General features: G+C 61.5%; 22 protein-coding genes and 3 pseudogenes. 6 read left to right on the top strand and 19 right to left on the bottom strand.

Annotation, left to right across the window (positions count from 1 at the left end):
• Positions 1-11: 11 nt before the first annotated feature.
• The 4 genes and pseudogenes from tnpC to HSR122_RS14495 form a co-directional block, all read right to left on the bottom strand.
• Positions 12-785, bottom strand: a pseudogene (gene tnpC, locus HSR122_RS14485) (IS66 family transposase); the annotation flags it as partial.
• A gap of 8 nt (positions 786-793) precedes the next feature.
• Positions 794-1,324, bottom strand: a complete 531-nt coding sequence (locus tag HSR122_RS14935; protein ID WP_267491204.1) for an IS630 family transposase — start codon at positions 1,322-1,324, stop codon at positions 794-796.
• Positions 1,293-1,817 (bottom strand): IS630 family transposase, encoded by a 525-nt coding sequence (locus HSR122_RS14940; RefSeq protein ID WP_267491203.1) that lies wholly within the window; start codon positions 1,815-1,817, stop codon positions 1,293-1,295. The genes HSR122_RS14935 and HSR122_RS14940 overlap by 32 nt, the downstream gene beginning before the upstream one ends.
• Before the next feature lie 84 nt (positions 1,818-1,901).
• Positions 1,902-2,645, bottom strand: a pseudogene (locus HSR122_RS14495) (IS66 family transposase); the annotation flags it as partial.
• A 229-nt stretch (positions 2,646-2,874) separates the two neighbouring features.
• On the opposite strand from HSR122_RS14495, the gene HSR122_RS14500 reads away from it, so the two are divergent.
• A complete protein-coding gene (locus HSR122_RS14500) occupies positions 2,875-3,477 on the top strand; it encodes a hypothetical protein (RefSeq protein ID WP_229110519.1) in 603 nt (200 codons plus the stop codon).
• Positions 3,478-3,541: 64 nt separating this feature from the next.
• Positions 3,542-4,198 (top strand): CRISPR-associated protein Cas4, encoded by a 657-nt coding sequence (locus HSR122_RS14505; RefSeq protein WP_229110521.1) that lies wholly within the window; start codon positions 3,542-3,544, stop codon positions 4,196-4,198.
• A gap of 25 nt (positions 4,199-4,223) precedes the next feature.
• On the opposite strand, the gene HSR122_RS14510 is transcribed toward HSR122_RS14505, so the two are convergent.
• Complete coding sequence (locus tag HSR122_RS14510; protein WP_229110522.1) at positions 4,224-4,802, bottom strand: L-threonylcarbamoyladenylate synthase; 579 nt, start codon at positions 4,800-4,802, stop codon at positions 4,224-4,226.
• Between the two features lie 138 nt (positions 4,803-4,940).
• Between HSR122_RS14510 and pyrE the strand changes: the two genes are divergently transcribed.
• Complete coding sequence (pyrE, locus tag HSR122_RS14515) at positions 4,941-5,468, top strand: orotate phosphoribosyltransferase (protein ID WP_229110523.1); 528 nt, start codon at positions 4,941-4,943, stop codon at positions 5,466-5,468.
• Positions 5,469-5,517: 49 nt separating this feature from the next.
• Here pyrE and HSR122_RS14520 read toward each other — a convergent pair whose 3' ends face one another.
• From HSR122_RS14520 to HSR122_RS14530, 3 genes are all read right to left on the bottom strand, one after another.
• Complete coding sequence (locus HSR122_RS14520; protein ID WP_229110525.1) at positions 5,518-5,697, bottom strand: hypothetical protein; 180 nt, start codon at positions 5,695-5,697, stop codon at positions 5,518-5,520.
• Between the two features lie 82 nt (positions 5,698-5,779).
• Positions 5,780-7,369, bottom strand: a complete 1,590-nt coding sequence (gene serA, locus HSR122_RS14525) for a phosphoglycerate dehydrogenase (RefSeq protein WP_229110526.1) — start codon at positions 7,367-7,369, stop codon at positions 5,780-5,782.
• A gap of 96 nt (positions 7,370-7,465) precedes the next feature.
• Entirely contained in the window at positions 7,466-8,095 is a 630-nt protein-coding gene (locus HSR122_RS14530) for a uracil-DNA glycosylase (RefSeq protein ID WP_229110527.1), read from the bottom strand.
• A gap of 90 nt (positions 8,096-8,185) precedes the next feature.
• Here HSR122_RS14530 and HSR122_RS14535 point away from each other — a divergent pair, with 90 nt between their 5' ends.
• Positions 8,186-8,425: a hypothetical protein gene (locus HSR122_RS14535; protein WP_229110528.1), complete on the top strand. Its 240-nt coding sequence runs from the start codon at positions 8,186-8,188 to the stop codon at positions 8,423-8,425.
• A 53-nt stretch (positions 8,426-8,478) separates the two neighbouring features.
• On the opposite strand, the gene aroC is transcribed toward HSR122_RS14535, so the two are convergent.
• Positions 8,479-9,726 carry a chorismate synthase gene (gene aroC, locus HSR122_RS14540; protein WP_229110529.1) on the bottom strand — a complete coding sequence of 416 codons (1,248 nt, stop codon included), beginning with the start codon at positions 9,724-9,726 and terminating at the stop codon, positions 8,479-8,481.
• Between the two features lie 133 nt (positions 9,727-9,859).
• On the opposite strand from aroC, the gene epsC reads away from it, so the two are divergent.
• Entirely contained in the window at positions 9,860-10,735 is an 876-nt protein-coding gene (epsC, locus tag HSR122_RS14545; RefSeq protein WP_229110530.1) for a serine O-acetyltransferase EpsC, read from the top strand.
• A 112-nt stretch (positions 10,736-10,847) separates the two neighbouring features.
• Here the strand turns inward: epsC and HSR122_RS14550 are convergent, their stop codons facing one another.
• Entirely contained in the window at positions 10,848-11,048 is a 201-nt protein-coding gene (locus HSR122_RS14550; RefSeq protein WP_229110531.1) for a YccF domain-containing protein, read from the bottom strand.
• Between the two features lie 83 nt (positions 11,049-11,131).
• On the opposite strand from HSR122_RS14550, the pseudogene HSR122_RS15085 reads away from it, so the two are divergent.
• Positions 11,132-11,224: pseudogene (locus HSR122_RS15085) on the top strand (PIN domain-containing protein); the annotation flags it as partial.
• Positions 11,225-11,590: 366 nt separating this feature from the next.
• On the opposite strand, the gene HSR122_RS14555 reads toward HSR122_RS15085, so the two are convergent.
• The 9 genes from HSR122_RS14555 to HSR122_RS14595 all read right to left on the bottom strand — a co-directional run bounded on the left by HSR122_RS14555 (position 11,591) and on the right by HSR122_RS14595 (position 25,543).
• The gene (locus tag HSR122_RS14555) at positions 11,591-12,019 is read right to left on the bottom strand and encodes a hypothetical protein (protein WP_229110533.1); all 429 of its coding nucleotides are present in this window, start codon (positions 12,017-12,019) and stop codon (positions 11,591-11,593) included.
• A 355-nt stretch (positions 12,020-12,374) separates the two neighbouring features.
• Positions 12,375-13,640, bottom strand: coding sequence for a saccharopine dehydrogenase family protein (locus HSR122_RS14560; protein ID WP_229110535.1), 1,266 nt, complete (start codon positions 13,638-13,640; stop codon positions 12,375-12,377).
• A 119-nt stretch (positions 13,641-13,759) separates the two neighbouring features.
• Entirely contained in the window at positions 13,760-13,969 is a 210-nt protein-coding gene (locus tag HSR122_RS14565; protein ID WP_229110536.1) for a TOBE domain-containing protein, read from the bottom strand.
• Between the two features lie 213 nt (positions 13,970-14,182).
• On the bottom strand, positions 14,183-17,038 hold the full coding sequence (locus HSR122_RS14570) for a hybrid sensor histidine kinase/response regulator (RefSeq protein WP_229110537.1): 2,856 nt from the start codon (positions 17,036-17,038) through the stop codon (positions 14,183-14,185).
• A gap of 56 nt (positions 17,039-17,094) precedes the next feature.
• Positions 17,095-17,511, bottom strand: a complete 417-nt coding sequence (locus HSR122_RS14575; protein ID WP_229110539.1) for a chemotaxis protein CheW — start codon at positions 17,509-17,511, stop codon at positions 17,095-17,097.
• On the bottom strand, positions 17,508-19,877 hold the full coding sequence (locus HSR122_RS14580) for a HAMP domain-containing methyl-accepting chemotaxis protein (protein ID WP_229110541.1): 2,370 nt from the start codon (positions 19,875-19,877) through the stop codon (positions 17,508-17,510). The genes HSR122_RS14575 and HSR122_RS14580 overlap by 4 nt, the downstream gene beginning before the upstream one ends.
• Before the next feature lie 870 nt (positions 19,878-20,747).
• The gene (locus tag HSR122_RS14585) at positions 20,748-22,598 is read right to left on the bottom strand and encodes a PAS domain S-box protein (protein ID WP_229110542.1); all 1,851 of its coding nucleotides are present in this window, start codon (positions 22,596-22,598) and stop codon (positions 20,748-20,750) included.
• Positions 22,591-24,084 carry a two-component system sensor histidine kinase NtrB gene (locus HSR122_RS14590; RefSeq protein WP_229110543.1) on the bottom strand — a complete coding sequence of 498 codons (1,494 nt, stop codon included), beginning with the start codon at positions 24,082-24,084 and terminating at the stop codon, positions 22,591-22,593. The genes HSR122_RS14585 and HSR122_RS14590 overlap by 8 nt, the downstream gene beginning before the upstream one ends.
• Positions 24,077-25,543: an ATPase domain-containing protein gene (locus HSR122_RS14595; RefSeq protein ID WP_229110544.1), complete on the bottom strand. Its 1,467-nt coding sequence runs from the start codon at positions 25,541-25,543 to the stop codon at positions 24,077-24,079. The genes HSR122_RS14590 and HSR122_RS14595 overlap by 8 nt, the downstream gene beginning before the upstream one ends.
• Positions 25,544-25,943: the final 400 nt, after the last annotated feature.

Here is a 25,943-nt window from a genome sequence, read left to right on the forward strand (position 1 = left end):
TCGGTACGTGTTTACCCCGAGGACGCGACAGCAGGCACAGCCTGAGCCCGTGAAATCATCTCGTTGTCTCGGGCGACTCGCTTGAACTCTTCGTAGGGATTGCGTCCCTGCTGGCGCCAGGTCGCCAGCAGGGACAGCAACGTCTCATGCACGAACATACCGCGGTCGTTCCGTAGCGTTCCAATGAGCTTCCGGAGAACCACCGGCTCACGGAGCGCATTTTCAGCGGCGTTATTCGTTGGGGAGACCGCTGGCTCACCGATGAAGGTGAGCCAGTGGTCGAGGCCTCCTTCGATCTTGCCGAGCAGTGTTGCCACTGGTCCGTCGGGAACTGACCGCTCAATCAGAGATTCAAGCTCTCTCCGCGCCACACGCTGGAGTTCTGCTCGCTCACGGACTGTCAAGTCGCTCTCCAGCCGAGTCTGGAGAGCGACGTACAGCTGTTTGAGGGCACGGTAGATCGGTTCGCCTTCCGCCTGCTTCTCGGCGGCGTCTTCAGCCTCCCGGAGAATATGCGCCCAACACCGCTGGAGGTTGCTGCTGAAAGCCGGATACGCCGTCCACCCATCACAGACGATCGTTCCCGCGAAGTCCTCGCCGAGGACTTCCGCGGGAACATCACTTCCGCGACTCTCTCTGACCGCGTACAGCGTGTGGTTCTCGGTGGTGAACGTCCAGATCCACGCCTGTTCGCCGTCGCGTTTGATGCCAGTCTCGTCAACGTGGACAACGTCGGCTTGCTGTATCTGGCGGCGGATCTGCTCGTACTCATAGCGACCGGCGCGCGGAGTGGTCAGCGTAACTTCTGGACATCTGGGAGGAACGTCTCGATCCAATCACTAGCGAAGCTGACCTGCTGACTCAACCGGTGGAATGTCTCGGTGAGGAACTCTCGAAAGTTGTCTTTGTCATCGAAGATTTCAGGAGAGATATCTCGTTTGAGGTCTTTCCAGAGCGGTTCGATTGCGTTCAATGTCGGTGAATACGGCGGAATGAAGACGAACTCGATGCCGAGTTCGTCGGCCCGTTGCTGTGTGAGTTTCGCATGGTGAGAGCCGTAGTTATCGGCCACGAGCAGAATCCGGCCCCGCGGATTCTGCTCGCGGATCTCCTCTAACGCCTCGACGATTGTCTCTTTGACTAACCGCTTTTTGAACGTAATCACACTTTGACCAGTCAGCGCGTAGAAACCGATCGACCGCCATGGAAACGTCACTAGCGGTTTTGCGATCGTGACCGTCCGATCAAACGACCAGAGTCGCTGTGAATTCTCGAACGGTTGAGGCCACGCTTCATCGAAAAAACCCCAACACGACGGGATCATCCTCCTCGGTATCGTGGTCGTCCTCGCCGAGCGCCTCAGTCAGGCGCTCGGCGAGAATCTCATCTGCGTCAGCCGGACTACGCGGATCCATCGGCCGCGGCTTGGCGTAGTTCATGCCCGCGGCACGAAGTTTCCGGCTGAGATGCGCCGGGTGGTAGGTGACATCGTAGCGGTCTTCGATTAGGGCGTGAATGGCTTGCGGTGTCCAGGGTTGATCCTCTTCGAGGATACCACAGAGTTCATCGAACTGCGTGGGAGTGAGCTTCGGCGGCCGGCCGCCGCCGAAGCGCGGGCGGAGTCCCTCTACACCGTCATCATTCCACGCGCGAGCCCATCGACGCGTCGTAGATCGGGAGATTCCGACGCGTCGGCCCGCCTGCTTGCGGGTATCGCCCTGATAGAGATTCTTGATGAAACACAGCCGCCGGACGAGACGGGTCTCGTCCGCCGACTGTGCATCTTCGATAGCCTGCTCAAGCTCTTCTTCCGACAAATGCCGCACTAACTCTCCGCGTTGGCTTGTGTTCATCGAGAGCTATACGCTTCCAGAAGAGTCAACTCTTTCGCAGACCACTCCAGCGCGCTCGGTCGCGTGCCACGCGGCCGCGCCTGACAATTCCAGTCCGTGAAGTTGCTCGAAACGGTCGCCGATCTTCCGATAGGGAAGTCGGTGGTCGTACCGAGAGAGCGCTGCCTGTGCGATGACGTTCACCCCGAACTGCCCCTCATCGGGGCAGTCGGGGTGTGATGCGACAGTCTCAGATCCACAGGAGTGGCACTCGTAGTGGTGTCGGTTGTACTGTGTGACTTCCGGTGGCTGTGGATCGGGGAGTTCCTCGACGAGTCGGGGGCTGACGCCCGCCGACTCGTCAAACGCTTCACCACACTCTGGACAACAGTCACAGGTGACCTCGATTTCTCGATCTGGATCAGGAGCGTCGCGCCATTCCGGGTCGTGTCCAGACTTTCGTCCGGGTGTGCCACCGTCAGTCCGTGGTTGTTCGTCGTCCTCGTCCCCGCCGGACGAGGACGACTCCTCTTGCTCCGATTGGTCCTTGCTCGGCGGTGTATGTGGTCCCTCGTACCATCGGACCTTGGCTCTGAGCCGCTTGTTCTCTTGACGGAGTTGCTCGTTTTCCTTGCGGAGCTCCTCATTCTCTTTGCAGAGTTCTTCGTGTTCTTCTCGGAGTTCTTCGTGTTCCTCTCGTCGTTCCTTGAGTTCCTGTTCCAGGTCAGCAAGATGAGCGAGGATCTCTTCTCTGGTGGGCTCCGAAGAAGTCATGAACAGACGAGACGGGATGGTCTCCGGCCCGGAGACCATCCCTCAAGGGCACGCTTGCTCGCCTGTTGCATCGATCTACGTTACCGGTGTCGCCGCTCCTACGAGAGACTACCGAAATCGATCTGGGGGTAAACACGTACCCATTTCGAAATGATTCGGCACGATGATGTGCCGGATATCTTTACCAACGTATAGCTATCAGTATCAGTTCCACGGACGTGAAAAGAGCGGACGGATTTTTATCCCCGGATCGTCGTGTTTCGGTTCGATGGACAAGAAGACCGAACAGTTACGCGACATCTTCGTCGACGTCGCCGGCGAGGAGACGGTCACCGAGCGCCAGCAGGAGGGGCGGGGGTCGCTGGCGGACGGCGACGACGAGCGCATCGCCCAGCGGCTGATCGAGGTCATCGAGGACATGCGCGAGCGCGACGGCTTCGAGACCGACTGCGACGACCGGACGCTGGCGGCGATCGTCAGGGGGTTCTACGAGGGGGAGAGCGACGAGACGCTCGCCGAGAAACTCGATCTCGACCCGGAGACGGTCTTCCGAGCGCGGATGGACCTGCAGCTGGTCGACGACAGCGATACCGACGCGCCGTTCTCGATGGCGACGCTCCGGGACCTGCTGGCCGCGGACGCAGACGGCGGGACGATCGCGGCCGAACTCGACGCCGACCGCGAAACGATCGAGCGGTTCAGCCGGGTCGCGGCCGCCCAGAACCGGGCCCGGCGGACGAGCCACCGGTTCAGGACCGCCTTCGAAGAAGTGCTGACCGACGTCGACCTCTCGATTCAGTTGACCGAGGGCGTCAGGGAGGACGGACTCGAAGACGCTACCGAAGACATCGAGACAGACGTGTCGATGTGACGGCCGGGAGCGTGACGGGGGTCACGGGCGGAGGTTTATATTCGAATCCGCCACCACGCGTGGTATGCACGCGTTTCGTGACGTGGCGACGGCGGCCTACTGCCCGCGGAAACTCTACTATCGGCGGCGCGATCCGGACGTCGGCGAGTCGATCCCCGACCGCGTTCGGGGCCGTCGAGAACTGGCGTTCGAGTACGACCGGCTCGTGACCGACGACGCCGCACTGCGGGCCGCGCCGATCGAGGTGACGCCGACGACCTTCCGGTCCCGGATCGGCTGTCACAAGGCCGGGCTGGACGCCTGGGATGAACTCGCCGACCCGCCGGCCAGCGAGGTCATGCTCGAGGGGAAGGACGCTCGTGGCATCGCTCACAAGGTGCTGGAGACGCCGCTGGCCCCGTCGCTGGTCTTCACCGGGCGACCGCCCGAACAGGGCGTCTGGGAGCCGCAGTCGGTGCGTCTCGTCGCGGCCGCGCTGGCGCTGTCGTGGGAACGCGAACGGTCAGTCGAGCGCGCCTTCGCGGAGTATCCGGCCTACGGCGTGATCCGCGAGATCGAACTCTCGGCCCGGCGGCGGTCGCAGTACCGGGCCGCACTCCGGACCGCCGAGTCGATCGACGGGCCGCCGAAACGGACCGAGAACCGCGAGAAGTGCCAGGCCTGCGAGTACCGCGAGGGATGCGGCGTCAAAACGCGGTCGCTCCGGACGCTGCTGAGCTGATCGTCATCCGAAGCGACCGACGGCGCTATCGGTCGGCCAGCCACGCCTCGATCGCGTCGGCGTCGGGACCGCGGCGGTGGATCTCGCCGGTCTCGACGTCGACGACCGTGCTTCCAGTCCCGCCGGTCTCGCCGCCGTCGAGGACGACTTCGGCCGAGTCGGTGATCGAATCGAGGTCGGCGACCCGCCGGACGCTGGGCCGGCCGCTGACGTTCGCGCTCGTGGCCGTGATCGGCGCGACCTGTTCCAGCAGGTCGAGCGCGAGCGGGTGGTCGGGCACGCGGATCCCGACCTGCTCGCGGCCCGCGGTGAGGATATCCGGGACCATGTCGCGACGCTCGACCAGCACCGTCACCGGCCCGGGGAGGAACTCGTGCATGAACGCCCGCTCGGTGGCCGTCGGCGCGGTGTACTCGATCGCGGCGTGCAGGTCGGGAACGGCCATCGAGACCGGCTCCTCGCGGTCGCGCCCCTTCGCTGCGAACACCCGCTCGACGGCGTCAGGATCGAGCGCGTCCGCGCCAAGTCCGTAGACGGTCTCGGTCGGGTAGACGACCAGTTCGCCGGCTTCGATCGCCTCGACGGCCGCTTCGAGGTCGCTCATCGTTCGCGTGTGGGCGTCTCGCGGATAAAAGGTCGCCGGTGACGGCAGCGGCGGTCGTACCCGACGGCCCGGCTCGGGCGGGACGACCCCGAGCGCGAATCCGATGGGTATTACCCGAGCGCTGGCACACTCGACAGTATGGACACCCAGCGACTCATCGACGCGTTACGCGAGACCGAGGCGGTCCGTTTCGGCGAGTTCGAACTGTCCCACGGTGGGACCAGCGACTACTACGTCGACAAGTACGTCTTCGAGACCGACCCGACGAGCCTGTCACTGATCGCCGAGGCCTTCGCCGAGTCGCTCGGCGACGGCGATACCAAACTCGCCGGGGTCGCGCTGGGCGCGGTCCCGCTGGTCGCGGTCACGAGCGTCGAGACCGGCCGGCCGTACGTCATCGCGCGCAAGCAGCGCAAGGAGTACGGCACCGCGAACCTGATCGAGGGCGGCCTCGAAGCGGGCGAGGAGGTCGTCATCATCGAGGACATCGCCACCACGGGTCAGAGCGCGATCGATGCCGCCGAGGCGCTGCGCGAGGCCGGGGCCGTCGTCGAGCGCGTGCTCGTCGTCGTCGACCGCGAGGAGGGCGCGGCCGCAAACCTCGCAGAACACGACCTCCGACTGGAGGCGCTGGTGACCGCCTCCGAGTTGCTGGCCGATCGCTGATCGGACGTGCGTCGTTCGCGACCGACACGAACTGCCCGGTCTCCCTCAGCTAGGCGTCCCGCTCGACGCCGTCGAACTCGAAGCGCGCGCCGCCCGCTTCGGAGTCGGTGACCGAGACCGACCGGCCGTGGGCCTGCGAGTAGCCCATCTCGAAGACCCTCTCACGGGCGTTCGGCTCGATCCCTCCGCCGTCGTCGGCGACGTAACGTCTCGACCGACGGCTCGACACGCATCTGTACGTCGATGTTTCGCATGCCCTACAAAAATGCTGCCGTGCGAAATCAGGTACAGTCGAGAACGGGGGCGATCGGTCACTCGCCGTTGTCGAGCGAGATGTGCGTCGCCTCGATGATGCGGTCGTCGTCGTTGAGCTCGTCAAGCAGGTCCTCGCCCGGCGCGCTATCGAGGTTGTAGACGGTCAGAGCCTCGCCGCCGCGGGACTGGCGGTTGTTGAACATGCCCGCGATGTTGATGTCGGACTCGCCCATGACCGAGCCGATGTACCCGATGACGCCGGGCTCGTCGCGGTTGCGTACCACGAGCATGTGGCCGTGGGGAATCGCCTCCACGCGGTAACCCTGGATGCGGACGATCCGCGGGTCGTCGTCGGCGAACTGCGTGCCATCGACGGTGACGGTGTGCTCGCCGTCGCTGACCTCGACGGTCACGAGGTTGTTGAAGTCCTCGACCTGCCGGGTCTTCGATTCGGTGACCTCGACGCCGCGCTCCTCGGCGATGCGCTCGGCGTTGATTGCGTTGGCCTGCCACTCCAGCGGCGAGAACACGCCCTGCAGGGCGCTGGCGGTCACGACGTCGACGTTCTCCTCGGTGATGTCCCCGGTGTACGTGATCTCGACCGATTCGACGTGACCGCCGAGCAACTGCATCGCGACCTTACCGGCGGTCTCGGCGATCTTGACGTACGGTCGGATCACCGGGTAGACGCCCTCGCCGGCCGAGGGGGCGTTGACCGCGTTGGTGACGATGTCGCCCTCGAACGCCGCGAGGATCTGATCGGCGATGCTGATCGAGACGTTCTGTTTCGCCGACTCGCTGCTGGCGGCGATGTGCGGCGTCACGATCACGTTCTCGGCCGCGAGCAGCGGGTTGTCCGGCTCGACCGGCTCGCTGTCGAAGACGTCGACGGCCGCCCCGTAGAGGGTTCCGTCCTCGACTGCCTCCGCCAGAGCCGACTCGTCGACGATCCCGCCGCGTGCGCAGTTGATCAGGTAGCCGTCCTCGAGTTTCGACAGTAGTTCCTCGTCGACGAAATGCTCCGTCTCGGCCGTCTTCGGCGTGTGCAGCGTGACGAAGTCCGCCTTCTCGAAACAGGTCTCGATGTCGTCGACCAGTTCGGCGCCCAGCTGTCGGGCCCGCTCCTCGCTGAGATACGGATCGTAGGCGACCAGATCCATCTCCAGGTTGCCGAGGCGCTTGGCCACCTCCTGACCGATCCGGCCGAGCCCGACGACGCCCAGCGTCTTGCCGTTGAACTCCGACCCGAGGATGTCGCCTTTCGCCCAGTAGCCGTCCTTCAGTTGCATGTGGCCCTGTGGGATTTTGCGCCCGGCGGCGAACGCCAGCGCGATGGTGTGCTCGGCGGTCGCCCGGACGTTGCTTTCGGGCGCGTTTGCGACGACGACCCCGCGGTCGGTCGCCGCTTCGACATCGACGTTGTCGATGCCGATGCCCGCGCGCCCGACGACGACCAGTTCGGGCGCGGCGTCGAGTAGTTCCTCGTCGACGGTCGTCCCGGACCGGACGATCAGTGCGTGTGCGTCGGCGACGATCTCGAGCAGTTCCTCGCGGTCGGCGTCCGTGGCCAGTTCGATGTCGTGGCCCGCCTGGCGCAACCGTGCCAGCCCCGCGTCGTCGACGGCGTCCGCAACTACGACGTTCATATCTGACGTGACTTCCCCGCCCGGCATAACGCTTGCCAAACGGCGCTCACAGATGCCGGCGTCGATCTGCTCGAAACGGACGTGCAGCAGTCGCTGTCAGCGCCCGCGCCGTCCTTTCGTCTGTCTGTAATCCCGGTCCAGAATCCCGAGCAGGTGCTCGATCAGCGCCTCGGTCTCGGCGTCAGTCTGCTCGCGGGGTTCGATCATGGGGACGATCTCGAACCCGCGTCCGCGGACCGTGCTCGCGTGTTCGGCCTCGACGTCGAACTCCTCGGCGCTGCGAGTGGTGTACTCCCAGGCCAGCGCCTCCAGGGCGTGCTGGCCGACGGCGACGATGATCTCGGGGTTGATCATCCGCAGTTCGCTCGTCAGATACGGCTCGCAGGCGCTGAACTCCTCGTCGGTCGGCTCCCGATCGGGATGGTGACACCGCGCGGCGTAGGTCAGCACGACGTTGTCCAGTTCCGGCTCGGTCGTCTCCGGTGGCGAGTCGGTGAATCCGGTCGCCCGCAGGATATCGAGGATCGTCTCTCGACCCGCACCCATAAAGGGAATCCCGGCCTCGTCGGCTCCGGCGTCGGGATACCCGCCGACGAAGGCGAACTCCGCGCTCACGTCGCCGTACCCGTGGACGACCCGCGATCGGCTCTCGGCCAGTTCGGGACAGTTCTGACACGACTCGTCCATCCCGAAGGGGTTGTACGGGGACTCCTGGTTTGCGTCCATACGTCCGTGTCCGGCCGAACGATCAAAACAGGCGCGGTCGCGGCGATTTCCACCCCGCAGACTCTTGTCGATCGACTCCTAACGAGCGGTATGGCCGACGCCCTCGCACCGTCCGAACTGCTGAGCGCGCGGCGACTCGCCCGGTTTGGCTACCTCGGGCTGTTCGTCGTCGTGGCGTATTTCACGCCGCTATTCGAGCAGTATCCGCCCCTGCAGTGGCTCGGAATCGCCGGGCTCCTGATCGTCTTCTTCGACGCCGTGATCTGCGCACGGCGACGCTGGCGCGAGATCAGAGAGACGATGGGAACCGACGAGCAGGAGCCGAACTAGCGCGGTGAACGGCCGTCGTCTCGGCGCGGAGCCGACCTACTTCTCGTCGAAAACTACTCCTCGTCGACGGTTTCGGCGTGCGTGTCGGCGTCGTCAGGGTCGGTGACGGGACTCGAGGGATGGTAGTCAGTGTCGTACTCGCCGGGTCGGTCGTCCAGCCGGTCGGGGTTGAGCCGCCCGCCGAGCAGCATGAAGTCGAGCACCGTGCTGTACAGCAGTGCCTCGACGACCGGGACCGCTCGCGGCGGCAGCGTCGGGTCGTGGCGGCCGACGACCTGGATCTCCTTGCGCTCGCCGGTCTCCCAGTCGACGGTCTCCTGCTTTTTCGGGATCGAGACCGGCGGGTGCCAGCTCACCTCGCCGTAGATGGGATCACCGGTCGTGATCCCGCCCTGGATCCCGCCGTGGTCGTTGCCGACAGGAACGGGGTCGCCGTTGTCTCGCGGCTCGTCGCCGCTCGACGGTTCCGAGTCGCTTCGCGACTCGCCCTCGAATTCCCAGTCCTCGTTGTACTCGCTGCCGGCGGTCGTCCGGGCCTCGCGGCCGATGCCGTACTCGAAGTCGTTGACGGCGGGGATCGAGTACATGAGCTGGGCCATCCGCGAGGGGAAGCTGTCGAACCGCGGCGCGCCAAGTCCCCGCGGGACGCCGCGCATCTCGAAGTAGATCGCGCCGCCGATGGAGTCGCCCTCTGTCTGGTACTGGTCGGCCAGCTCGCGCATCCGCTCGGCCGTCTCGGGGTCGGCACACCGCACTTCGTTCTCCTCGCTGTGCTCGAGGATCTGCTCGAAGGAGACCTCGGGGGCCTCGACGTCGCCCAGCTGGCAGACGTGGGCCTTGATCCGGACATCGTACTCGCTCTGTTCGAGCACCTGCTTCGCGATCGCGCCGGCGGCGACCCAGTTGACCGTCTCGCGGGCGGACGAACGGCCGCCGCCGCCCCAGTTCCGGGTGCCGAACTTCGCCGAGTAGGTGAAATCGCCGTGGCTGGGCCGGGGCGCGGTGACGAACGGTTCGTACTTGCCAGAGCGGGCGTCCTTGTTCTGGATGACCATCCCGATCGGCGTCCCCGTCGTGTAGCCGTCCTGCAGGCCCGACTTGATCGAGACGGCGTCCGGTTCGTCCCGCGAGGTCGTGATCATCGACTGACCCGGCTTGCGCCGGTCGAGGTCTTTCTGGATGTCGTCCTCGTCGAGTTCGACGCCCGCCGGCACGCCCGAGACGGTACACCCCATCGCCTCGCCGTGGCTCTCCCCGTAGGTCGTCACCTGGAAGAGCCGACCGAAGCTGTTACCGTTCATTGTCAGTCCGTCAGGGGCGGAGGCATTTGAAGCCTCCCACTTTCGGCAGTTCCCATCGTCGCTGGTGACCCCGATTGCCGCTATCGACCCGACAGAGCAATGAATATTGGGAGGCACCTCCAAGACCAGACGAATGAAATACGAGTACGCAGGCGACGTCCACAGCGAGCTTGTCGAGTCGTATCGAGCAGACGAATCCCCGTTTCCAACGGATTCATCACGGACGTATCCGCGCCGCGAGTTCCTGCGTGAGGAACCCCCCCTTCTCAAACAGCTCCTGTTTCCCAGATGCTGGAACGCGACGGAGTTGCTGGACGATCCCGATGCAACCCACAGTCGGCTGACTGAGCTGGGTCGCTGCGTGCAGACGGGCATCACCGCCTATTCGGATCACGACGAAGCGGCCGTGACGGAGCTGGTCGACGGGACGCTTGACCAGTTGCCGGCGATTCGACGCACCCTCAAAAAAGACGTCGAGGCCGCGTACAAGGGCGACCCCGCAGCAAAGAGCTACTGTGAGATCATCCGGTCGTATCCCGGGTTTCACGCGATCCTGACCCATCGTGTTGCGTATGTCCTCTACGAATCGGACGTCTTCGCCTACGCCCGGGAACTCTCCGAGTACGCGAGAACCGAGACCGGGATCGATATCCACCCGGGTGCTGATATCGGCGAGTACTTTTTCGTCGATCACGGGTCGGGCGTCGTCATCGGTGAGACCGCGACGGTCGGTGACTGGGCCCGAATCTATCAGAACGTCACGCTGGGTACGCTCCACTTCGAGGAAGAAGAGGAGGGCGAAGACCACATGCTTGCAAAAGACTACAATCGCCATCCCGACATCGGCGACCACGTCGTTATCGGTGCCGGAAGCAACGTGCTCGGGACGGTCGAAATCGGCGATCACGTGAGTATCGGTGCGAACTCCTGGGTGACCGAGGACGTTCCGGACGATACGAGCGTGTTTGTAGCCGATCATCCCAAACAAAAGCGGAAATCGAACAGGTGACTGTCGAGACGCGTCTCAGACATGCAGTCCACTCTCACAGGTACGACACGGTGACGGCACTATCGGTTCGCGCGAGCCGCGAACGGTGCTGACCGGGCAGTGGCCGTTGGAGTTATCCGTGGAACCGGTACAGTGAGGTGACGTATGGCAGCCGGTTGAGCACTGTCGGCACGAGGTTGATCAATTTGATCCCGATCGGGAGCAGGACGACCGTGACGTTGAGTAGCCACGCAGTGTTCACGACGATCGGTGTTGCCCACCAGCCGACGAACACGAACCACAGCGCACGAACCCAGAAAGAACGTTGTGCCATCAGTTGTCCTAGATGTCCAGAAGGTAAATCCGTACCGTTGGGTCCGGCGTGGGTCGCGTCGCTCAGACGTCGTCTCTGCACGTATCGCGGATTCGAAAACGCGAGAGCTCATCGTCACGCTCGACCTCTTGACACGCGCATTCGTCTCCGGGAGGATCGAGACGTTCGACACACTCTGACTCAATGAGCGATTGATTTCCTCTGGTGGGCCAGTGTGGCCGGACACGAACTCCCGTAGCCATCACTCGCCCGGTCACGCATCGAACGAAAGCACACACATTCCAACAGTAGAACAGGAAACGCCGGAATCTGAGCCTGTCGGCCGTGATTTTGGGACGAATCGCAGCGATGGGCGCTGGAGGCGCTTGTCCGACTGTCAAATGAATCTCCTTTCCAGGCGTGAGGCGTCCGAATCCCGGTAGCTCAGAAACAGCGATTTGTCAATTGGAATTCCTTTTGTGACGATAGTAAAAGATATAGAGCGTGCGTATCTCGCCTGCTTGGTCGTGCCGGGCTCCCAGCCCCGACCGACAGAAATATGCCTAATTTCCTTTTGTTGCGGTCCAGGTCGCACTCGCTTCGACAGCATTCTTGACTGTGAGGCGAGCTACTTCCGGTGGGGAATCGCCGTCACCGCCGGCGGGAAGAAACTGGAATTCAATCGGGGCTCCCTCTTCCCTGAGTTGGGCCGCTAGAGTGACGACATCGCCTCTCTCAGCGGTGACGAATTCACGCCGGACGAGTGTCTCTCCGTCGCCAACGGTTGTATCGAGCGAGGCATCGTATTCCTCAGGGCTGGCAGTCACTGATACGTCTACAGCCGCCTGGTCCGTGTTCTCGACGACCAGTGTTCCGCCCGGATACTCTGGACTCTCGTTCCCATGCCCGAGCGGGGCGAGACCCATACAGCCTGCAGAAGACACGCTCCCGAGAGCGGCACCGATCGTCCCGAGATAGCGTCTTCTGCGCATATACAGGCCTAGACAAACGGGTAGAAAAGTGTCTTTTGCCACTTCGATACTCTGGTGCCGATCCGTTGATCGGACTCGCCCCCAGTATCTTTCATATAGATTGTATATGATTTGAAACCGATAGAGAGATCAGAGAGAGAACTCCGCAGGTTGGCAGCTATTTCGATCTAGGCACGCTGAACCGGACGTTTTCCTCAATCAGAGCGACGCTTCAGTTCCGCTATTCATACCGGTTGGGAAGTGCCGAGGTTGTGAGCCAGCCCAGTTAGCCCTTGCCGTGACCCGGACGGCACACACCCCTCGCCAAGAGTGAAAACTGGATACCTCCGAGCCACACGCTTTTTGTGGCTAACTCTCACACTCCCGGCCCTGTCGCCTCGCTCACGGTTGCAGTGAATCCGACTGCCCGCAGACGGTCGGCCAGCGGCGTTCCGATTGCAGCGGCGGGCGTCAACACGCCACCGGACAGCGGTGAGTCCGTGTCGTCCTCATACAGACACATCCCGGCCTCGCCGAGCATCCGCGCCGTCGCGCCGTACCCCGGCCCCCAGTCGGCCCCGAACTCTGCCTCGACGGTAAATCGGTTGCCGTCAGCCGTCCCGCGGCCGAGCACCCGGATCGTGAAGTACCCCTGGTCGGTCTCCTCGCTCGTCGGCCCCTCGCCAGGGTCGGGGAACACGTACGTCCGGATGCCCGACCGGAGCGGTCCGACCGACATCGCCGCCGAGAACAGCCCCAGACCACCGGCGACTGCGCCCGCTGTCGCCGCGCCCCTGAGACCGCGCCCGGTAGGAACAACCTCCGAACAGCGAAACTCCCGACCCCAGGGATAGCCCAGGAGAGCGTTGCTCCGCCTGACGATACGCTCGTTGACGGGGGCCATCGGTGACGGTGCCGTCCACTCGTCTCGCAGTGGGTCCTGCTTGGGCCACCGTTGTTGGCCCGGGTCGACACCGTCTCGCTCGCCGGGCGGGGCCAGCGAGTAGGGGTTCGCCAGCGTCTCCCGGGCGACCGGGTCCTCGGCGGCGGTCTCGAACAGCTCGCCGAAACTGGCCAGCGTACCGCCGCTGACGCCCTCACTCCCGTCCTCAACATAGATGCGGACCGTGTCGCAGGGGACACCGAACGTCTCGCGAGCGAACGACTGGACGAGAGCAGTCCCGATGTCGGCGGGGACGGAATCGAACCCGCAACTGTGGACGATCCATGTCTCTGCCTCGACCGCCGCGTCGTGGAACTGGTCGACAGTCTCGCGGATCCAGTTTACTTCGCCCGTCAGATCGCAGTAGTCAGTTCCAGCGCCGATACACGCCTCGACCAGCAGTGTGCCGTACGTGGTGTACGGGCCGACGGTCGTGCAGACGACTGCCGTACTGGCGGCCAGCTCTCGGAGACTCGCCGGGTCGGTCGCATCGCCGAGGATGATCGGAACGTCGGTCCATTCAGTCCCTTCGGCGAGGTCAGCCGCCAGCGCTTTGAGGCGTGTCTCGTTCCGGCCACCAATCGCCAGCGTGACCGCGCTCGGGTCGTATTGCTCGGTGAGGTACTCGGCGACGAGCCGTCCGGCAACGCCTGTGGCGCCCCAAACGACGATGTCGTACTGTCGATCGGTGTCGGCCATCCTTCCGGTGTAGGGTTCCCGGGGTCTACACCCTTTGGGGAATGTATGTCACGACTCCCGGATCTCGGGATGTCGTTCCCGCAAGTGCGTACAGCAGTATCGCGGCAAAAGCCCGCGCGCTAGTCGTTGCTGACCATGACTTCGCTGGCCTTGATCACGGCAGCGACCTCATCGCCGGGTTCGATATCGAGCCGTTCGAACGAGTTGCGCGTGATCGTCGAAGTGACCTCCTGGCCGTCGCCGAGTTCGATCACGACTTCGGCCATCACTTGCCCGGTTTCCACGTCTGTGACGGTACCTTCGAGATGGTTTCTGGCGCTGAGTGCCATCATCCAATTTACCGGGTCATAGCAAGTTGAATGTTCCCCCGCGTGGGGGGACCCCTATGCTCACGAGAGCAAGCCTCCTGTTTCGAGGGGATGCAGATCCTTGAAACGCAGATCCACCGTGTGCGGGGGAACATTCAACTAGCAGTTCAACGTTGAAAGAGCACTAATTGACTGACTCGATGGGGAAGGAGATCGACTATGATCGCGTGAAAGTCATCGAGAGCGGGGCAACTCGATTTTGACGCGGTTTCCGCTGGGATCGTTCTCCTCGAAGACAACCGTTCCGTCCGACCGCGTGACGATCCAGTACACCAGCCACAGCCCGAGACCGCTCCCATGATAGAGCGGATCCACCTTCTCGCCGCGGGTGCCCACTTGCTGTTCCATATCCGGAATCGCCGGCCCGTTGTCCGCGATCTCGAGGGAGACGTGTTCATCGTCCCGGGAGACAGTCGTTTTCACGACTGGTGACGCCGTGTCGTTGTGTTGGATCGCGTTGACGAGGAGTTCTTCGACGGCCTGACCGATCCGGGACGACGCGACGACCGTGATGTCGTCCGGACAGTGGACGTGGATCGTCGCGTCGGGATAGTCTTCGGCGACCGACTGTGTGACGCGCTGGAGGAGATCGTTGATCTCGAAGGTGTCCTGAACGGGTCGCTCGAGCAAGACCTCCGTGATCATCCGCTGTTTGTTGGCCGTGTCCACGAGCTGGTCGCTCTTGGTGCGGATCGATTCGGCGTGGGTGGCGATCGTCCCGGACGTCGCGTCCTGAATAGCTTCGGCGAACCCTCGTATGACGTGTATATCGTTGCGGATATTGTGTCTGAGAACACGCTCGAGTACCTGCAGGTGCTGTTCGCGCTCCTTGCGCTCGGTGATATCACGCTGGGTTCCCAGCCAGCGGACTAGATCGCCGTCGGTATCGTAGACGGGTGTGACCGTGACCTGGCTCCAGAACATCGTGCCGTCTTTGCGGTAGTTGCGCAACTCCACAGTGGTCTGTTCCTCGTTGTCGATCGCCGCGCGGAGATCGGCTACCGTCTCCGGATCGGAGTCGGGGCCCTGGAGCAGCCGACAGTTCTCGCCGAGGAGTTCCGCCTCAGAGTAGCCGGTGAGATCGGTGAACGCCTCATTGATGTAAACCATCGGGTTGTCGTCTTTCGCGGGATCAGTCATTGTCAGGGGAATGTGGGCCTTGTCGATCGCCTGCCGGAGGCGGTATAACTCGTCTTGCTGTTTCCGCATCTCGGTGACGTCCTTGTTGACGGAAACGAAGTGAGTGGTCTCATCGCTATCGTCGGTTACCGGTGCGATCGTCTTGTTGACGACGTACCGGTCGCCCTGCTTTGTCGTGTTGATTAACTCGCCGTGCCACGTATCTCCCCTGAGGATCGTGTCCCACATCTCTTCGTAGAGTTCCTCGTCGTTTGCCTCCGAACGGAGGATCGCCGGCGTTCGCCCGACTGCTTCCTCGGCACTGTAGCCGGTGGTCCGTTCGAACGCCGGATTGACGTATTCGATCGTTCCGTTGCAGTCCGTGATATAAATCGAGTGCGCCGAGGCCTCGATGGCGCGCCTGAAACGCCGGAGGTCCCACTCGCGCTGCTTGCGCTCGGTGATGTCCTTGTTCGTACAGATGAGTTTCCCGTCGTCGAGCCGGGAAAGCGTGAGCTCGTGGTGGACCCGCGTTTCGTGACGAGTTTGCCCGACTGCTTCGCCTCGCCACTTCCCGGCGTCTTCGATCTCCGGGAACACCGTATTTTCGAACCGCGCGATTTCCGCTTCGTCGTAGAGACAGCGCCACGTCCGTCCGAGGAGGTCCTCGGGATCGTATCCGAAGACGTCGGCGTGGGCCTGATTCATGTAGATGAACTCGCCGGTTTCGTCGAGGAGAGCGATCCCCTCCATCGACACTTCCATGGCCTCGGCCTGCGTCTCCAGGCGCGATTCGCGCTGCTTGCGTTCCGTGATTTCCTGAACGATCCCGATAGCACTCACCGGGTTCCCTGCGTTGTCGAACTCGAAATCGGCGTTCGCCCTGACCCACTTTGTCTCACCGCCATCCGTCACGATCCGGTGTTCGATGTCGTACGGTTCGCCCTCCTTTGCGGCCTGCCACTGCTTCGCGACGGCGTCCCTGTCGTCGGGGTGGACGTACTCCATATAGGTGTCCTCGTCGATACTCCGGGTACCGTCCGCGAAGCCCCAGATATCACAGATTTGCTCGGACCAGTACACCTCGCCGGAGCGAAAGTCCATAGACCAGTAGCCGAGATTCGCCACGTTCTGGGCCTTTTGAAGCTGGATCTCTCGCTCGCGGCGATCGGTAATGTCGGTGTAGACCCCCAACGCTTTCGATCCGCCGTTGTAGACCGCGTTCTGCAGAATGAAGTGCCGTTCGCCGCTGTTCGTTCGACGCGTGACTTCCTCGGAGACGAGTCGCCCGGTCGACTGGACGCGGTCGTTGATCTCCCTGGCGCGTTGCTGGCGGTCCTGTGGAACGATATACGAATCGAGTGACTCCCCGATGATCTCCTCGGCAGAGTAGCCGAACGTCTCTTCGAACGCGGAGTTGACCTGTCTGACGATCGGCTCATCGGACTGGTACTCGATCTCGACCGTCGGCTGGGGGAACTGTTCGAACAGGGTTCGAAAACGACGACGGTGCTCCTCTAGTTCGCGTTCGTACTGTTTGCGTTCGGTGATGTCCTGAACAACACCGACGGCAGTACCAGGCGTGCCGTCCTCATCACGCTGGACCGTCGCCCGCTGGCGGACCCACCGGGTGTCGCTGTCGTCCGTCACGAGCCGGTGTTCGATGTCGAACCCGCCATCCTCTCCGAGTGTGCTCCAGTTCTCCTCGACGACAGCTCTGTCACTTGGATGAACGCGCTCCAGAAACCGCTCGTCGGTGAGAGGTGTGTCCCTGGGCACATCAAGGAGCCGTTTGAGTTCCGCCGACCAGTACACCCGGTCGTCGGTCAGATCCCGCTCCCAGCTACCAAGGTTCGCGATGGCCTGTGCGTCTCTGAAGTGGGCGTCTCGGCGCTCACCCGAGTCGGACACGCTATCAGTCGAGGAGTCGTGTGATTTGGACATGAAGCGGTCTTTCCCCCTGTGGATCAGCTACCGGTATCGGTTATGACGTCGTTGACCCGGCGTGGCTCGACCCACAGCCTCTCGCCGATGACGCCGTGGACGTACTCGTTGTCGGTGACGGGATCGACCTCCGGGTCCGGGACCGTCGTGACTTCGTGGGCGCGGTCGACCAGCCAGCCGACCTGCTGACCCTCCTGCTCGAAGATGATAACGTGATCGGCGTCCTGGCTGTCGGCAGCCTCGATCACCGAACCGGGGTCGACGACCGGCGTCTCCTCACCTCGGTACTCCATCGTCCCCACGACCTGTGGGGGACCCTCCGACGTCGGTGTGACAGACTCGTGTTTGACCACTCCTCTGATCCTGCTAATCTCCACACAGCACCACTCCTCGCCCAGCGTGAACGTGAGGACTGCCGCCGACGGGCCGGCCTGTGTCATCGTTGCCCCTCCCGTGGGGTGGTCGTCTCGCCCGGTGACGTGTGGCCGCCGTCGGCCTGTGCCCGGGCCGACGGGCCACTCTCGCCCTCGCTCGCCAGCGACGCGCCGGCGGTGACACTGTCGCGGATCTCGAACATCGAAACCTGGTCGTGGAGGGTCTCGGACAGCGCAGACAGGTCTTGGACGCTCTCGGAAACGCCCGACAGTGACGAGGTCTGTTCCTCGGTCGCGGCCGAGACGTTGCTCGCCTCCGCCGCCGTCTGCTGGCTCACGCTCGACACCTCATCGACCATCGCGACCACCTCTTCGGAGGATGCCGCCTGATCGTCGGTCGCATCGCTGATCTCCGTGATGCCGGACTCGGCCTCTTCGACGGCATCGGCGATTTCGTCGAACATCTGGATCGCCTCCTCGATAGTTTTCGACCCCCGGTCGATGCGCTCGCTCATAGCCTCCATCCCCTCGACCGTCTCGGCCGTGGTCGACTGGATTTCGGTTATCCGGCGTTCGATCTCGGTCGTCGCGTCGGCGACTTCCTCGGCGAGGGTCTTGATCTCGTCGGCAACCACGGCGAAGCCTTCGCCGGCCTCGTCGGCGCTTGCCGCCTCGATCGAGGCGTTCAGCGCCAGCATATTCGTCTGCTCTGCGATCCTCGTGATCATCTCGACGATATCGCCGATCTCGTCCATCTTTTCATCGAGTGCCTTGACCTGACTCGACGTCTCTTCGGCCTGGGCCTCGATGGACTCGATCTCCTCAGTCGCTTCATTGGCGTACTCCTGGCCGGTTTCGCTCCGCTCGACGGCTGTCGTCGCCGTCGCAGCGACCTCTTCAGCCGATGCGGCGATCTCCTCGACGGTTGCCGACATCTCGTTCATCTCGCTGGCTACCTCCTGGAGGTTCTCGCTCTGGGTGTCCGCGCCGTGTGAGATCTCCTCGACCGACTCCGCGACTTCCTCGCTTGCGGCCTCGATCTCTTCGGTACTGCTGGCGACCTCCTGGCTGGAGGTCGCGACCTCGTCCGCGATATCCTGAACAGTCTCGATACTGTCGCTCAACTGTTCCAGGCCCGATTCGAGATCGGTGAGAACCTCGCCGTACATCCCGGGATAATCAGTGTCGAGACGACGGTCGAGCTGGCCCGTTTTGAGCCCCTCGCTGGCGGTCGAGATCTGCTCGAAGCCCGCCGCGAGCTGTGCCGTGCCGTCGTCGATGTTCGCCAGCACGGTCCCGTACTGACCGGGCTGGTCCGTGTCGATGTCCCGATCCAGTTTCCCGGTCTTGAGCCCTTCACTGGCGGTCGAGATCTGCTCGAAACTCGCCGACAGTTGCGTCGTGCCTGCGGCGAGGTTGTCCAGCACGTCCCCATACTGACCGGGCTTGTCCGTCTCGATCGACTGCTCGAGCCGGCCGTGCTTGAGATTGTCGCTCGCCCGCTGGATCTCCTCGAAACTGACGGTGAGCTGATCGGTCCCCGAATCGAGACTCCGCATTATCTCGCCGTACGTCCCGGGGTAGTCCGTCTTGAGATCACGGTCCAGCTCCCCGGTTTCGAGGTTCCGGCTGACGGCTTCGAGTTCGGCAAAGACGCCACGAAGGTTCGTCTGCATCGTCTCGAACGCCTCGACCATCCGTCCGAGTTCGTCGCTTTCGACGTGATCGTCGAGATCGATGTCGAGATTGCCCTCGCTGGCGGCGCGAGCGGCGTCGGACAGCTGGGAGACGGGCGTCATGATCCGCCGTGAGACGAACAGGCCGATAGCGATAGCAACGACGAACGCTCCGATCGTCAGGCCGATTACCTCGGTCTGTGCGTTCTCGGTCGTCTGATCGGCAGCAGCGACCTGTTCGTCCAGATCCGCCTGTGCGGACTGCTCGATCGAATGGGCGTTCTCTTCCATCGACGTGCCCAGCGACTCCATCTCGCTGGCCGTCTGTTCGGTACTGGCGTCGTCACCGGCTTCGACAGCCCTGAAGAACTCCTCGCCGAGCGTGTTGTACTCCTCGTGTTGGGACTTGATGTCGGAGAACTCCGCCTGCTGGTCGGCGGAGAGGCTCGCCGAGTCCAGTTTCTGGGCCTGCTCGTCGAACAGCTCGTTGGCCGCCTCGAACTCCTGTCGGGCGTCGGATGCGCCGAGCTGAGCGGCCAGAACGGCTTCCTGCTGTTGCTCGACCGCCACGATAAGCGACGCTGCGGCGTCCATCTTTTCACCGTCCTCCGCGATCACGTGCACCTCCTCGTCGACGGCACCAACGGACGTGTATCCGATCGCGCCGGTCACGGCGACCAGCGCGGCCACGAGGACGAACGCGAGAATCAGTTTCGGTCGCAAGTCGAGTCTGTCAATCGTCAATTTCTCAATCATTGTGTGTATGTGGCCAGGTCGAGGATTACAAGCATAAATAATTTCTTCTCGATTGTCAACTATGATATTGGGAGAAGAGAAATATATATTCCTATTATCGATACATAACATATATATGGCGAGTATGTAGACGAATTCTCATACTTCAATGGTTAGACTAGTGGTGCTTCAATTATGATTGAAGAAGACGTCCGGTTCGATCTCGGGCATGGACACTCAGAGAACGAACGCCTCATCCTCTAACTTAACGCGACCTGATGGACCTCCCATCCTATTTCAGTTTCCTGGTGGAAGCTGCGATTCTTGTTGCCGTCCTGCGTATGCTCTACCAGCTATACACGTGGAAACCGCCGCAAACGGTCTAGACAACCGTCCACAGACTTCTCGGCCTGTCCAAGGCCGCGGGCTATCTATAGCTGCCACTGTGCTGAATTCACACTCTAAGTCTTACACGCGGATTCTGACAGAATGTGAAGCAGTAGTGTCTATCAGCGATTAATCTTCTCTGTTGGGACCAGTGTGGCTGGATGCGAGCTCCCGTGGCCACCACTCGCCCAGTCGCCCATCGAACGAAAGCAAACACATCTCAACAGCAGAATGCGAAACGCCCGAATCAGGGGCTGTGAGCCGTAGTTTCGGGAAGAATCTCGGCTATGGGCGCTGGAGGCGCTTGTCCGACTGTCAAATGAATCTCCTTTCCAGGCGTGAGGCGTCCGAATCCCGGTAGCTCAGAAACGACGATTTACCAATTGAAATACCGTTTGCGGTGACGGTGAAAGAGATAGAGCGCGAATCGGTCGCCGGTCTCTCTGGAGTTGGTGAGGAGACGAATCGGTAGAGACAGTTGGGCCCATCACCACAATTCCGGCGTCACGCCGTTGGAAGTTGGACGGTAACGATGGTTCCACGCGGCCCGTTCTTCTCAATCATCAGCGTCCCATTGGAGTGGTCGACGAGCAGGTTGACAAGCCAGAGTCCGAGTCCTTTCCCGTGATATAAAGGCTGCACCTCTTCGCCCTTGATCAGGACTTGTTGTTCGATCGCCGGGATCCCCGGGCCGTCATCTGCCACGCGAATCTGAACCGTCCCCCCGTCGCAGTCAAGACCCACCGTTACGGATGGGGCGGCTCGATCCGAGTGAATGATGGCGTTCTCGACGAGTTCCTCGATGACTTTCTCGAAGGAACTGACTGCAAACGCGGCTTGTGCGTCGGGTACGTCGACCGAGATGTCGGCATCTGGATAGCGGTCACGAAGCCCCTCTATCGTCGTGGTAATGAGTGGGACGATATCACGTGATACAGGTTGCGGGTTATCAGCCAGGAACTTCGTGACGTCCCGTTCCTTGTCTGTTGTTTGTATGAGTCGCTCACCACTCCGAATAATCGTCTCTGCGTATTCCTCCAACTCACCGGTTGATCCGGTTTGGATCTGTTCAGCATGGCCCAAGATGACGTTCATATCGTTATGGAGGTTGTGCCGGAGGACGCGGTCGATCATTTTGAGCTGCTGCAATCGGTCCTGGCGATCAGAAATGTCCCTGATGACTCCGATATGTCCAATCAGATCTCCCTCCGCGTCACGGAGATCGGAGACGCTCGTCTCCCCTGGGAAGACACGTCCGGACTTCGTCTCGTAGGTCACCATCTTGGTGAACTTCGCCACGTCGGTGTGGTGGTTGATCTCCGCACCCATCGCGTCGAATTCGGCTTCGTCCGCATAGAGGAAGCTCGTCGGCTTGCCCTCGATCTCTTCCAGAAAGTAGCCGAAGGTCTCGACGAAGGCGGCATTACACTCGGTGATCCGTCGGTCCGTGTCTACGACCAAGATTGCGTCCTGGATGCTGGTGAACAGCGATTCGTAGCGTTCGCGACTCTCCTGCAACTGCTGTTGGCGTTCCTTGTGCTTGGTGATGTCCGTCTGGATCGCGACGAACTCCACGATGTCGCCGTCCGGACCGGGGACCGGCGCGATCGTCTGGTTTGCGTGGTAGCGCTCACCGTTTTTGCGCTCGTTTATCACTTCCTCTTCCCAGACGCTGCCTGTCTGGATCGTTTCCCATAGCTCCTCAAAGTACTCCCCGGGCATCTCGCCCGAGTTGAGAATCTGGGGTGTCTCGCCGACGGCCTCTTGCTCGGTGTAGCCCGTAATGCGCTCGAACGCGGGGTTGACGTACGTGATAGTACCGTCAGTATCAGTCATATAAATGGCGTGGCCCGCGGCGGCAACCGCACGCCTGAACCGGCGAAGCTTTCGCTCTCGACTCGCTAGCGTGTGCGTCTGGCCCCGCATTCGAAGCAGCGACTCGATTCGCCAGCGCAATTCGAACTGGCGAACCGGCAGCGACAACATCTCGTCGATCGTCTCCTGGACTATCGTATCTGGGAGCTGGCCGCGCTCATTCCGAAGAAAGTCAGGATTTTCTTCCGGCAACAAGAGGAGATACGGCAACAATACCGGCTGTTCAGCTTGTTTGCGCTTTTTGAGCGCCTCGTAGTTCTCCGTGAGGCCGCCCTGGTCGACGATGCAGAGATCGAACGACGCGTCCTTGATGGACACCGGTTGCTGGACGACCTCGTATTCCTCGACAGTATCGAGCCACTCCACGAGCAACTGCTCGTTGCCGGGATCAGTGACAAGCGGATAGATCCGTGCCGGGTCGTGGTACTCGGAACTCTCGTTTGCGAAGAGATTCGTCGTCTCCTGCACGTTATCAGTCACAGTACTCACCCGATTCGCCCATTGATTGGTTTAGCACATCGAGTTCGACACAAAATACTGCTCCGGTAGGGTCGTTGTCTTCGACCCAAACCTCGCCGCCGTATAGATCCACCAGCGTCGAGACCAGATACAGTCCCATTCCAGTCCCCGAACTGTCCAGACCCTGCACCTCGTCGTCGAAGATCTCGTCTTTGATCGTCTCCGGCACCCCCGGACCGTTGTCTGCGACACGGACCTGGACACGATCGTCAGTTTCACGCACGGTGATCGAAACGACTGGCTCGTCCGCATCGTTGTGCTTGACTGCGTTGTTGATGAGGTTCCGGAACACCGACGAGAGCAACTCGTTCGCAGCGACAGTGACGTACGGTGGTGATGTCGGGAGTTCGATGGTCGCATCTTCGAACACCTCTTGACGCTTCTTTCCCTCTTCGAGGAGTATCTGGGTGAGAGAGATCGGTTCGAGATCGGGCTCCGCGTCGGAACGCATTGTCTTGACGATGTCACCAGCCGCAGTTGTGAGTTCGACCACACGCTCTGCGGAGGATTCGATTCGGTCGAGTTCCGACTCCAGTTCTCCCTCGCAGTGGTCAGCAACGTAATCGAGCCAGCCGAGTACGACCGTCATATCGTTTCGGATGTCATGCCGGAGCACTCGATTCAGAATTTCGAGCTGTTCGGACCGCTCACGTAGCGATAGTTCGAGATCTTTGAGTTCCGTGATATCGTGGTTGACAGCGATGAATCGCTCGATCTCGTTGTCCGGTCCTGTCACAGGTGCTATCGTCTGGTCAATGACATATTGGCCACCGTCCTTTCCTCGATTTGTCATCTCGCCGTGCCAGACATCGCCGGAAGTAATTGTCTCCCACAAGTCTTCGTAGAACGCCTCGTCGTGTTCGCCGGATTTGAGGACGGCCGGTGTCTGGCCGAGTACTTCCTCGCTTGTGTATCCCGACTGCTCTTCGAAGGCAGTGTTGACGTATTCGATCCGTCCGTCGGTGTCGGTAATCACGACTCCGTGGCCAGCGTGCTCGTCCCGAATGGTCTGGAGTTGCTCTCGCTGGCGGGTGAGTGTCGCGGACTGAGTGCGGAGTTGCAGCAACGTATCGACCTTATCTGCCAGTTCGTACTCTCGAACGGGCATCCGAAGCATCCCGTCAACGAGATCCCATAGTGCCGGGCGTTCCTGACGCAGTTCCGTGTGTACCGACCCAGCCTGCGTGTCTGGGACGAGCAGGAGGACGGGAAGGATCATCGATGTCTCCCGCTTGCGTGCTGTCAGCGTAGTTGCTTCCCGTTCGAGCATTTCGGTATCGAGCACGCAGAGATCGAACATTGCCGTGTCGGGACGTTCCTCGATCAGTTCGTATCGATCGTGACTGGTGATCCAGTCGGTGAGCATGCGGCGGTTCCCGCTGTCGGCCACGAGCGGGAGCAAGGTCGCTGTATCGCCTCGCTGGCGTGATCGACGTTGATTAGCCATCTGTCTCGCCGGTCGATTCCGAGTCGGCCCACTCCGGTGTGCCCGTGAGCACACCTTGCAGGTTTTCGAGCGGATCACCGACACTGACACCGTATTCGGTAAACTCTAGCTTACGGAGCATGCGCTCGAAATCACTCGTCCGCATCTTGAGTACCCCGATGACCTTCTCTAATTTCCCACGCGATTCGACATGCCGTATGAACACAATGTTGTCCGCAAGATTGCTCATTTGCTCTTCAGTCGCGCGGAACTGTCCGGTAATGTCGTGGACCTCGTTAGTCACGATAGTAGTGACACCCATCTGGCGGAGGTAGCGGCCGATCTCAATCAGGTTCGTTATCGGATTCTCCCCATGCCCACGGAGATTCTGTTTGAATCCCTGCGTCCCGTCGATGAGGACGACTTCCACACCATCCGCTTCGACCGCGTCTTGCACCTTGTTCGTGAGTTGGTTCACCGTGTACTCTCGCGGTTGCACCTCGACAATGTCGAGTACGCCCTGTTCGATCATCTCCCCGATCGGCATATTCAGGGCCTCCGCGCGCTGGAGCAGTGTCCGCCGCGACTCTTCGAACGAGAAGATAATCGACTGACTGCCGCGTCCGGCGGCTTCCTGGACAAACTGCAAACTGGTGGTCGTTTTCCCCGCGCCAGTCGGGCCGCTGAAAAACGTGACTGTTCCCCGGTCGAGGCCACCGTCGAGCAACTGATCCAGTTCCGGAACACCGGATGAGATGTTCTCTTCTGGGAAGTCGACCTGCGCATCCGGTACTTCGAGACGTGGCCACACGTCGACACCTGACTCGGTAATCTCGTAGGCGTGGGGTCCTCGCTGAGCAGCGGGGCCCCTGAATTTCGTTATATCGACAGTCCGTACCTCCGAGGTCTGTTCGAGATTGATGACTGCGTCTGTCAGGAACTGCAGATCCGTATCCGAGAGATCGGCCGCTGCCTGTGACGTCATGAGCACTGTTGCACCGGTCGATCTGAGGAAATCGAGCAATCCCAATATTTGTGACCGGAACTGGTGCTCGTCGGTCGTCAGGAACCGAAATTCGGTAATCGGATCGATGAGGACACGATCCGGCTGCAGCTCTTCGACAGTCTCACGCACCTCGCTGACGAGTGACGGTTGTTCGGCCTCTGCCGACGAGAACAAAGTGTAGGTGCCCTCTTCGGTGAACTTTTTCTCGTCCGGAGAGAGTTCGAGAAATTGGAGCGTCTCCGAGTTCAGTCCGAAGTGGTCGGCTGTTCGCTGTACGTACTGGGTTGGTTCACCGAGGTTGATGTACAGACTGTCCTCCTCGTCGGTTCCTGCTGCCAGGAAGTGCAGTCCGAAGATCGTCTTGCCGGCACCGGGTGGCCCCCGTACGATCACGTTCTGCCGCTCGATCAAACCGCCATCGAGAATCGTATCAAGACCATCGATCCCTGTCGATAATCGACTCGTCGTCGTCATAACATAGATCTCAATCCCACTGGTAAAACGTTACTCACCCCATATTCAAATTCGGGAATTGACGTTGTGTCCACGCGCGTGACTTTCCATGAGTAGGTAAACTACCCCACCCTACTTCGCTCACCCTGAAGGGTTCGCTCGTGGAGGGTGGGGCTTTGACGTGGACTCCCGTTCTAAACGAAAAGTAGCGCGAGTTCCCCGACAGACCGGGATACGGCCGCTCGGACGCACCACCGGGGGGTCGGGGACTGATGGACTGACTCGGCTTGATGCTTGCTGCTGACTGCACGCTCTAAATGTTGCACGAGTGTTTTACCAGTTAGTGAATCGTTCGTAGTTCTCCGCGTTACTTCGGCGGCCTAGATTTTGTATCAAGACTTTCCTGAACGCGGCATCATGA

Origin of the sequence: Halapricum desulfuricans (assembly GCF_017094525.1) — an archaeon.
Classification (GTDB): domain Archaea; phylum Halobacteriota; class Halobacteria; order Halobacteriales; family Haloarculaceae; genus Halapricum; species Halapricum desulfuricans.

Excerpts from the sequence above, each read along its gene's own strand:
- HSR122_RS14935 (WP_267491204.1), bottom strand. The coding sequence starts at position 1,324 with ATGATCCCGTCGTGTTGGGGTTTTTTCGATGAAGCGTGGCCTCAACCG.
- HSR122_RS14565 (WP_229110536.1), bottom strand. The coding sequence starts at position 13,969 with ATGGCACTCAGCGCCAGAAACCATCTCGAAGGTACCGTCACAGACGTG.
- HSR122_RS14575 (WP_229110539.1), bottom strand. The coding sequence starts at position 17,511 with ATGACACAGGCCGGCCCGTCGGCGGCAGTCCTCACGTTCACGCTGGGC.
- HSR122_RS14510 (WP_229110522.1), bottom strand. The coding sequence starts at position 4,802 with ATGAGCGACCTCGAAGCGGCCGTCGAGGCGATCGAAGCCGGCGAACTG.
- HSR122_RS14505 (WP_229110521.1), top strand. The coding sequence starts at position 3,542 with ATGCACGCGTTTCGTGACGTGGCGACGGCGGCCTACTGCCCGCGGAAA.
- HSR122_RS14550 (WP_229110531.1), bottom strand. The coding sequence starts at position 11,048 with ATGGCACAACGTTCTTTCTGGGTTCGTGCGCTGTGGTTCGTGTTCGTC.
- HSR122_RS14555 (WP_229110533.1), bottom strand. The coding sequence starts at position 12,019 with ATGCGCAGAAGACGCTATCTCGGGACGATCGGTGCCGCTCTCGGGAGC.
- pyrE (WP_229110523.1), top strand. The coding sequence starts at position 4,941 with ATGGACACCCAGCGACTCATCGACGCGTTACGCGAGACCGAGGCGGTC.
- HSR122_RS14580 (WP_229110541.1), bottom strand. The coding sequence starts at position 19,877 with ATGATTGAGAAATTGACGATTGACAGACTCGACTTGCGACCGAAACTG.
- HSR122_RS14500 (WP_229110519.1), top strand. The coding sequence starts at position 2,875 with ATGGACAAGAAGACCGAACAGTTACGCGACATCTTCGTCGACGTCGCC.
- epsC (WP_229110530.1), top strand. The coding sequence starts at position 9,860 with ATGAAATACGAGTACGCAGGCGACGTCCACAGCGAGCTTGTCGAGTCG.
- HSR122_RS14535 (WP_229110528.1), top strand. The coding sequence starts at position 8,186 with ATGGCCGACGCCCTCGCACCGTCCGAACTGCTGAGCGCGCGGCGACTC.
- HSR122_RS14560 (WP_229110535.1), bottom strand. The coding sequence starts at position 13,640 with ATGGCCGACACCGATCGACAGTACGACATCGTCGTTTGGGGCGCCACA.
- HSR122_RS14590 (WP_229110543.1), bottom strand. The coding sequence starts at position 24,084 with ATGGCTAATCAACGTCGATCACGCCAGCGAGGCGATACAGCGACCTTG.
- HSR122_RS14595 (WP_229110544.1), bottom strand. The coding sequence starts at position 25,543 with ATGACGACGACGAGTCGATTATCGACAGGGATCGATGGTCTTGATACG.
- serA (WP_229110526.1), bottom strand. The coding sequence starts at position 7,369 with ATGAACGTCGTAGTTGCGGACGCCGTCGACGACGCGGGGCTGGCACGG.
- HSR122_RS14530 (WP_229110527.1), bottom strand. The coding sequence starts at position 8,095 with ATGGACGCAAACCAGGAGTCCCCGTACAACCCCTTCGGGATGGACGAG.
- aroC (WP_229110529.1), bottom strand. The coding sequence starts at position 9,726 with ATGAACGGTAACAGCTTCGGTCGGCTCTTCCAGGTGACGACCTACGGG.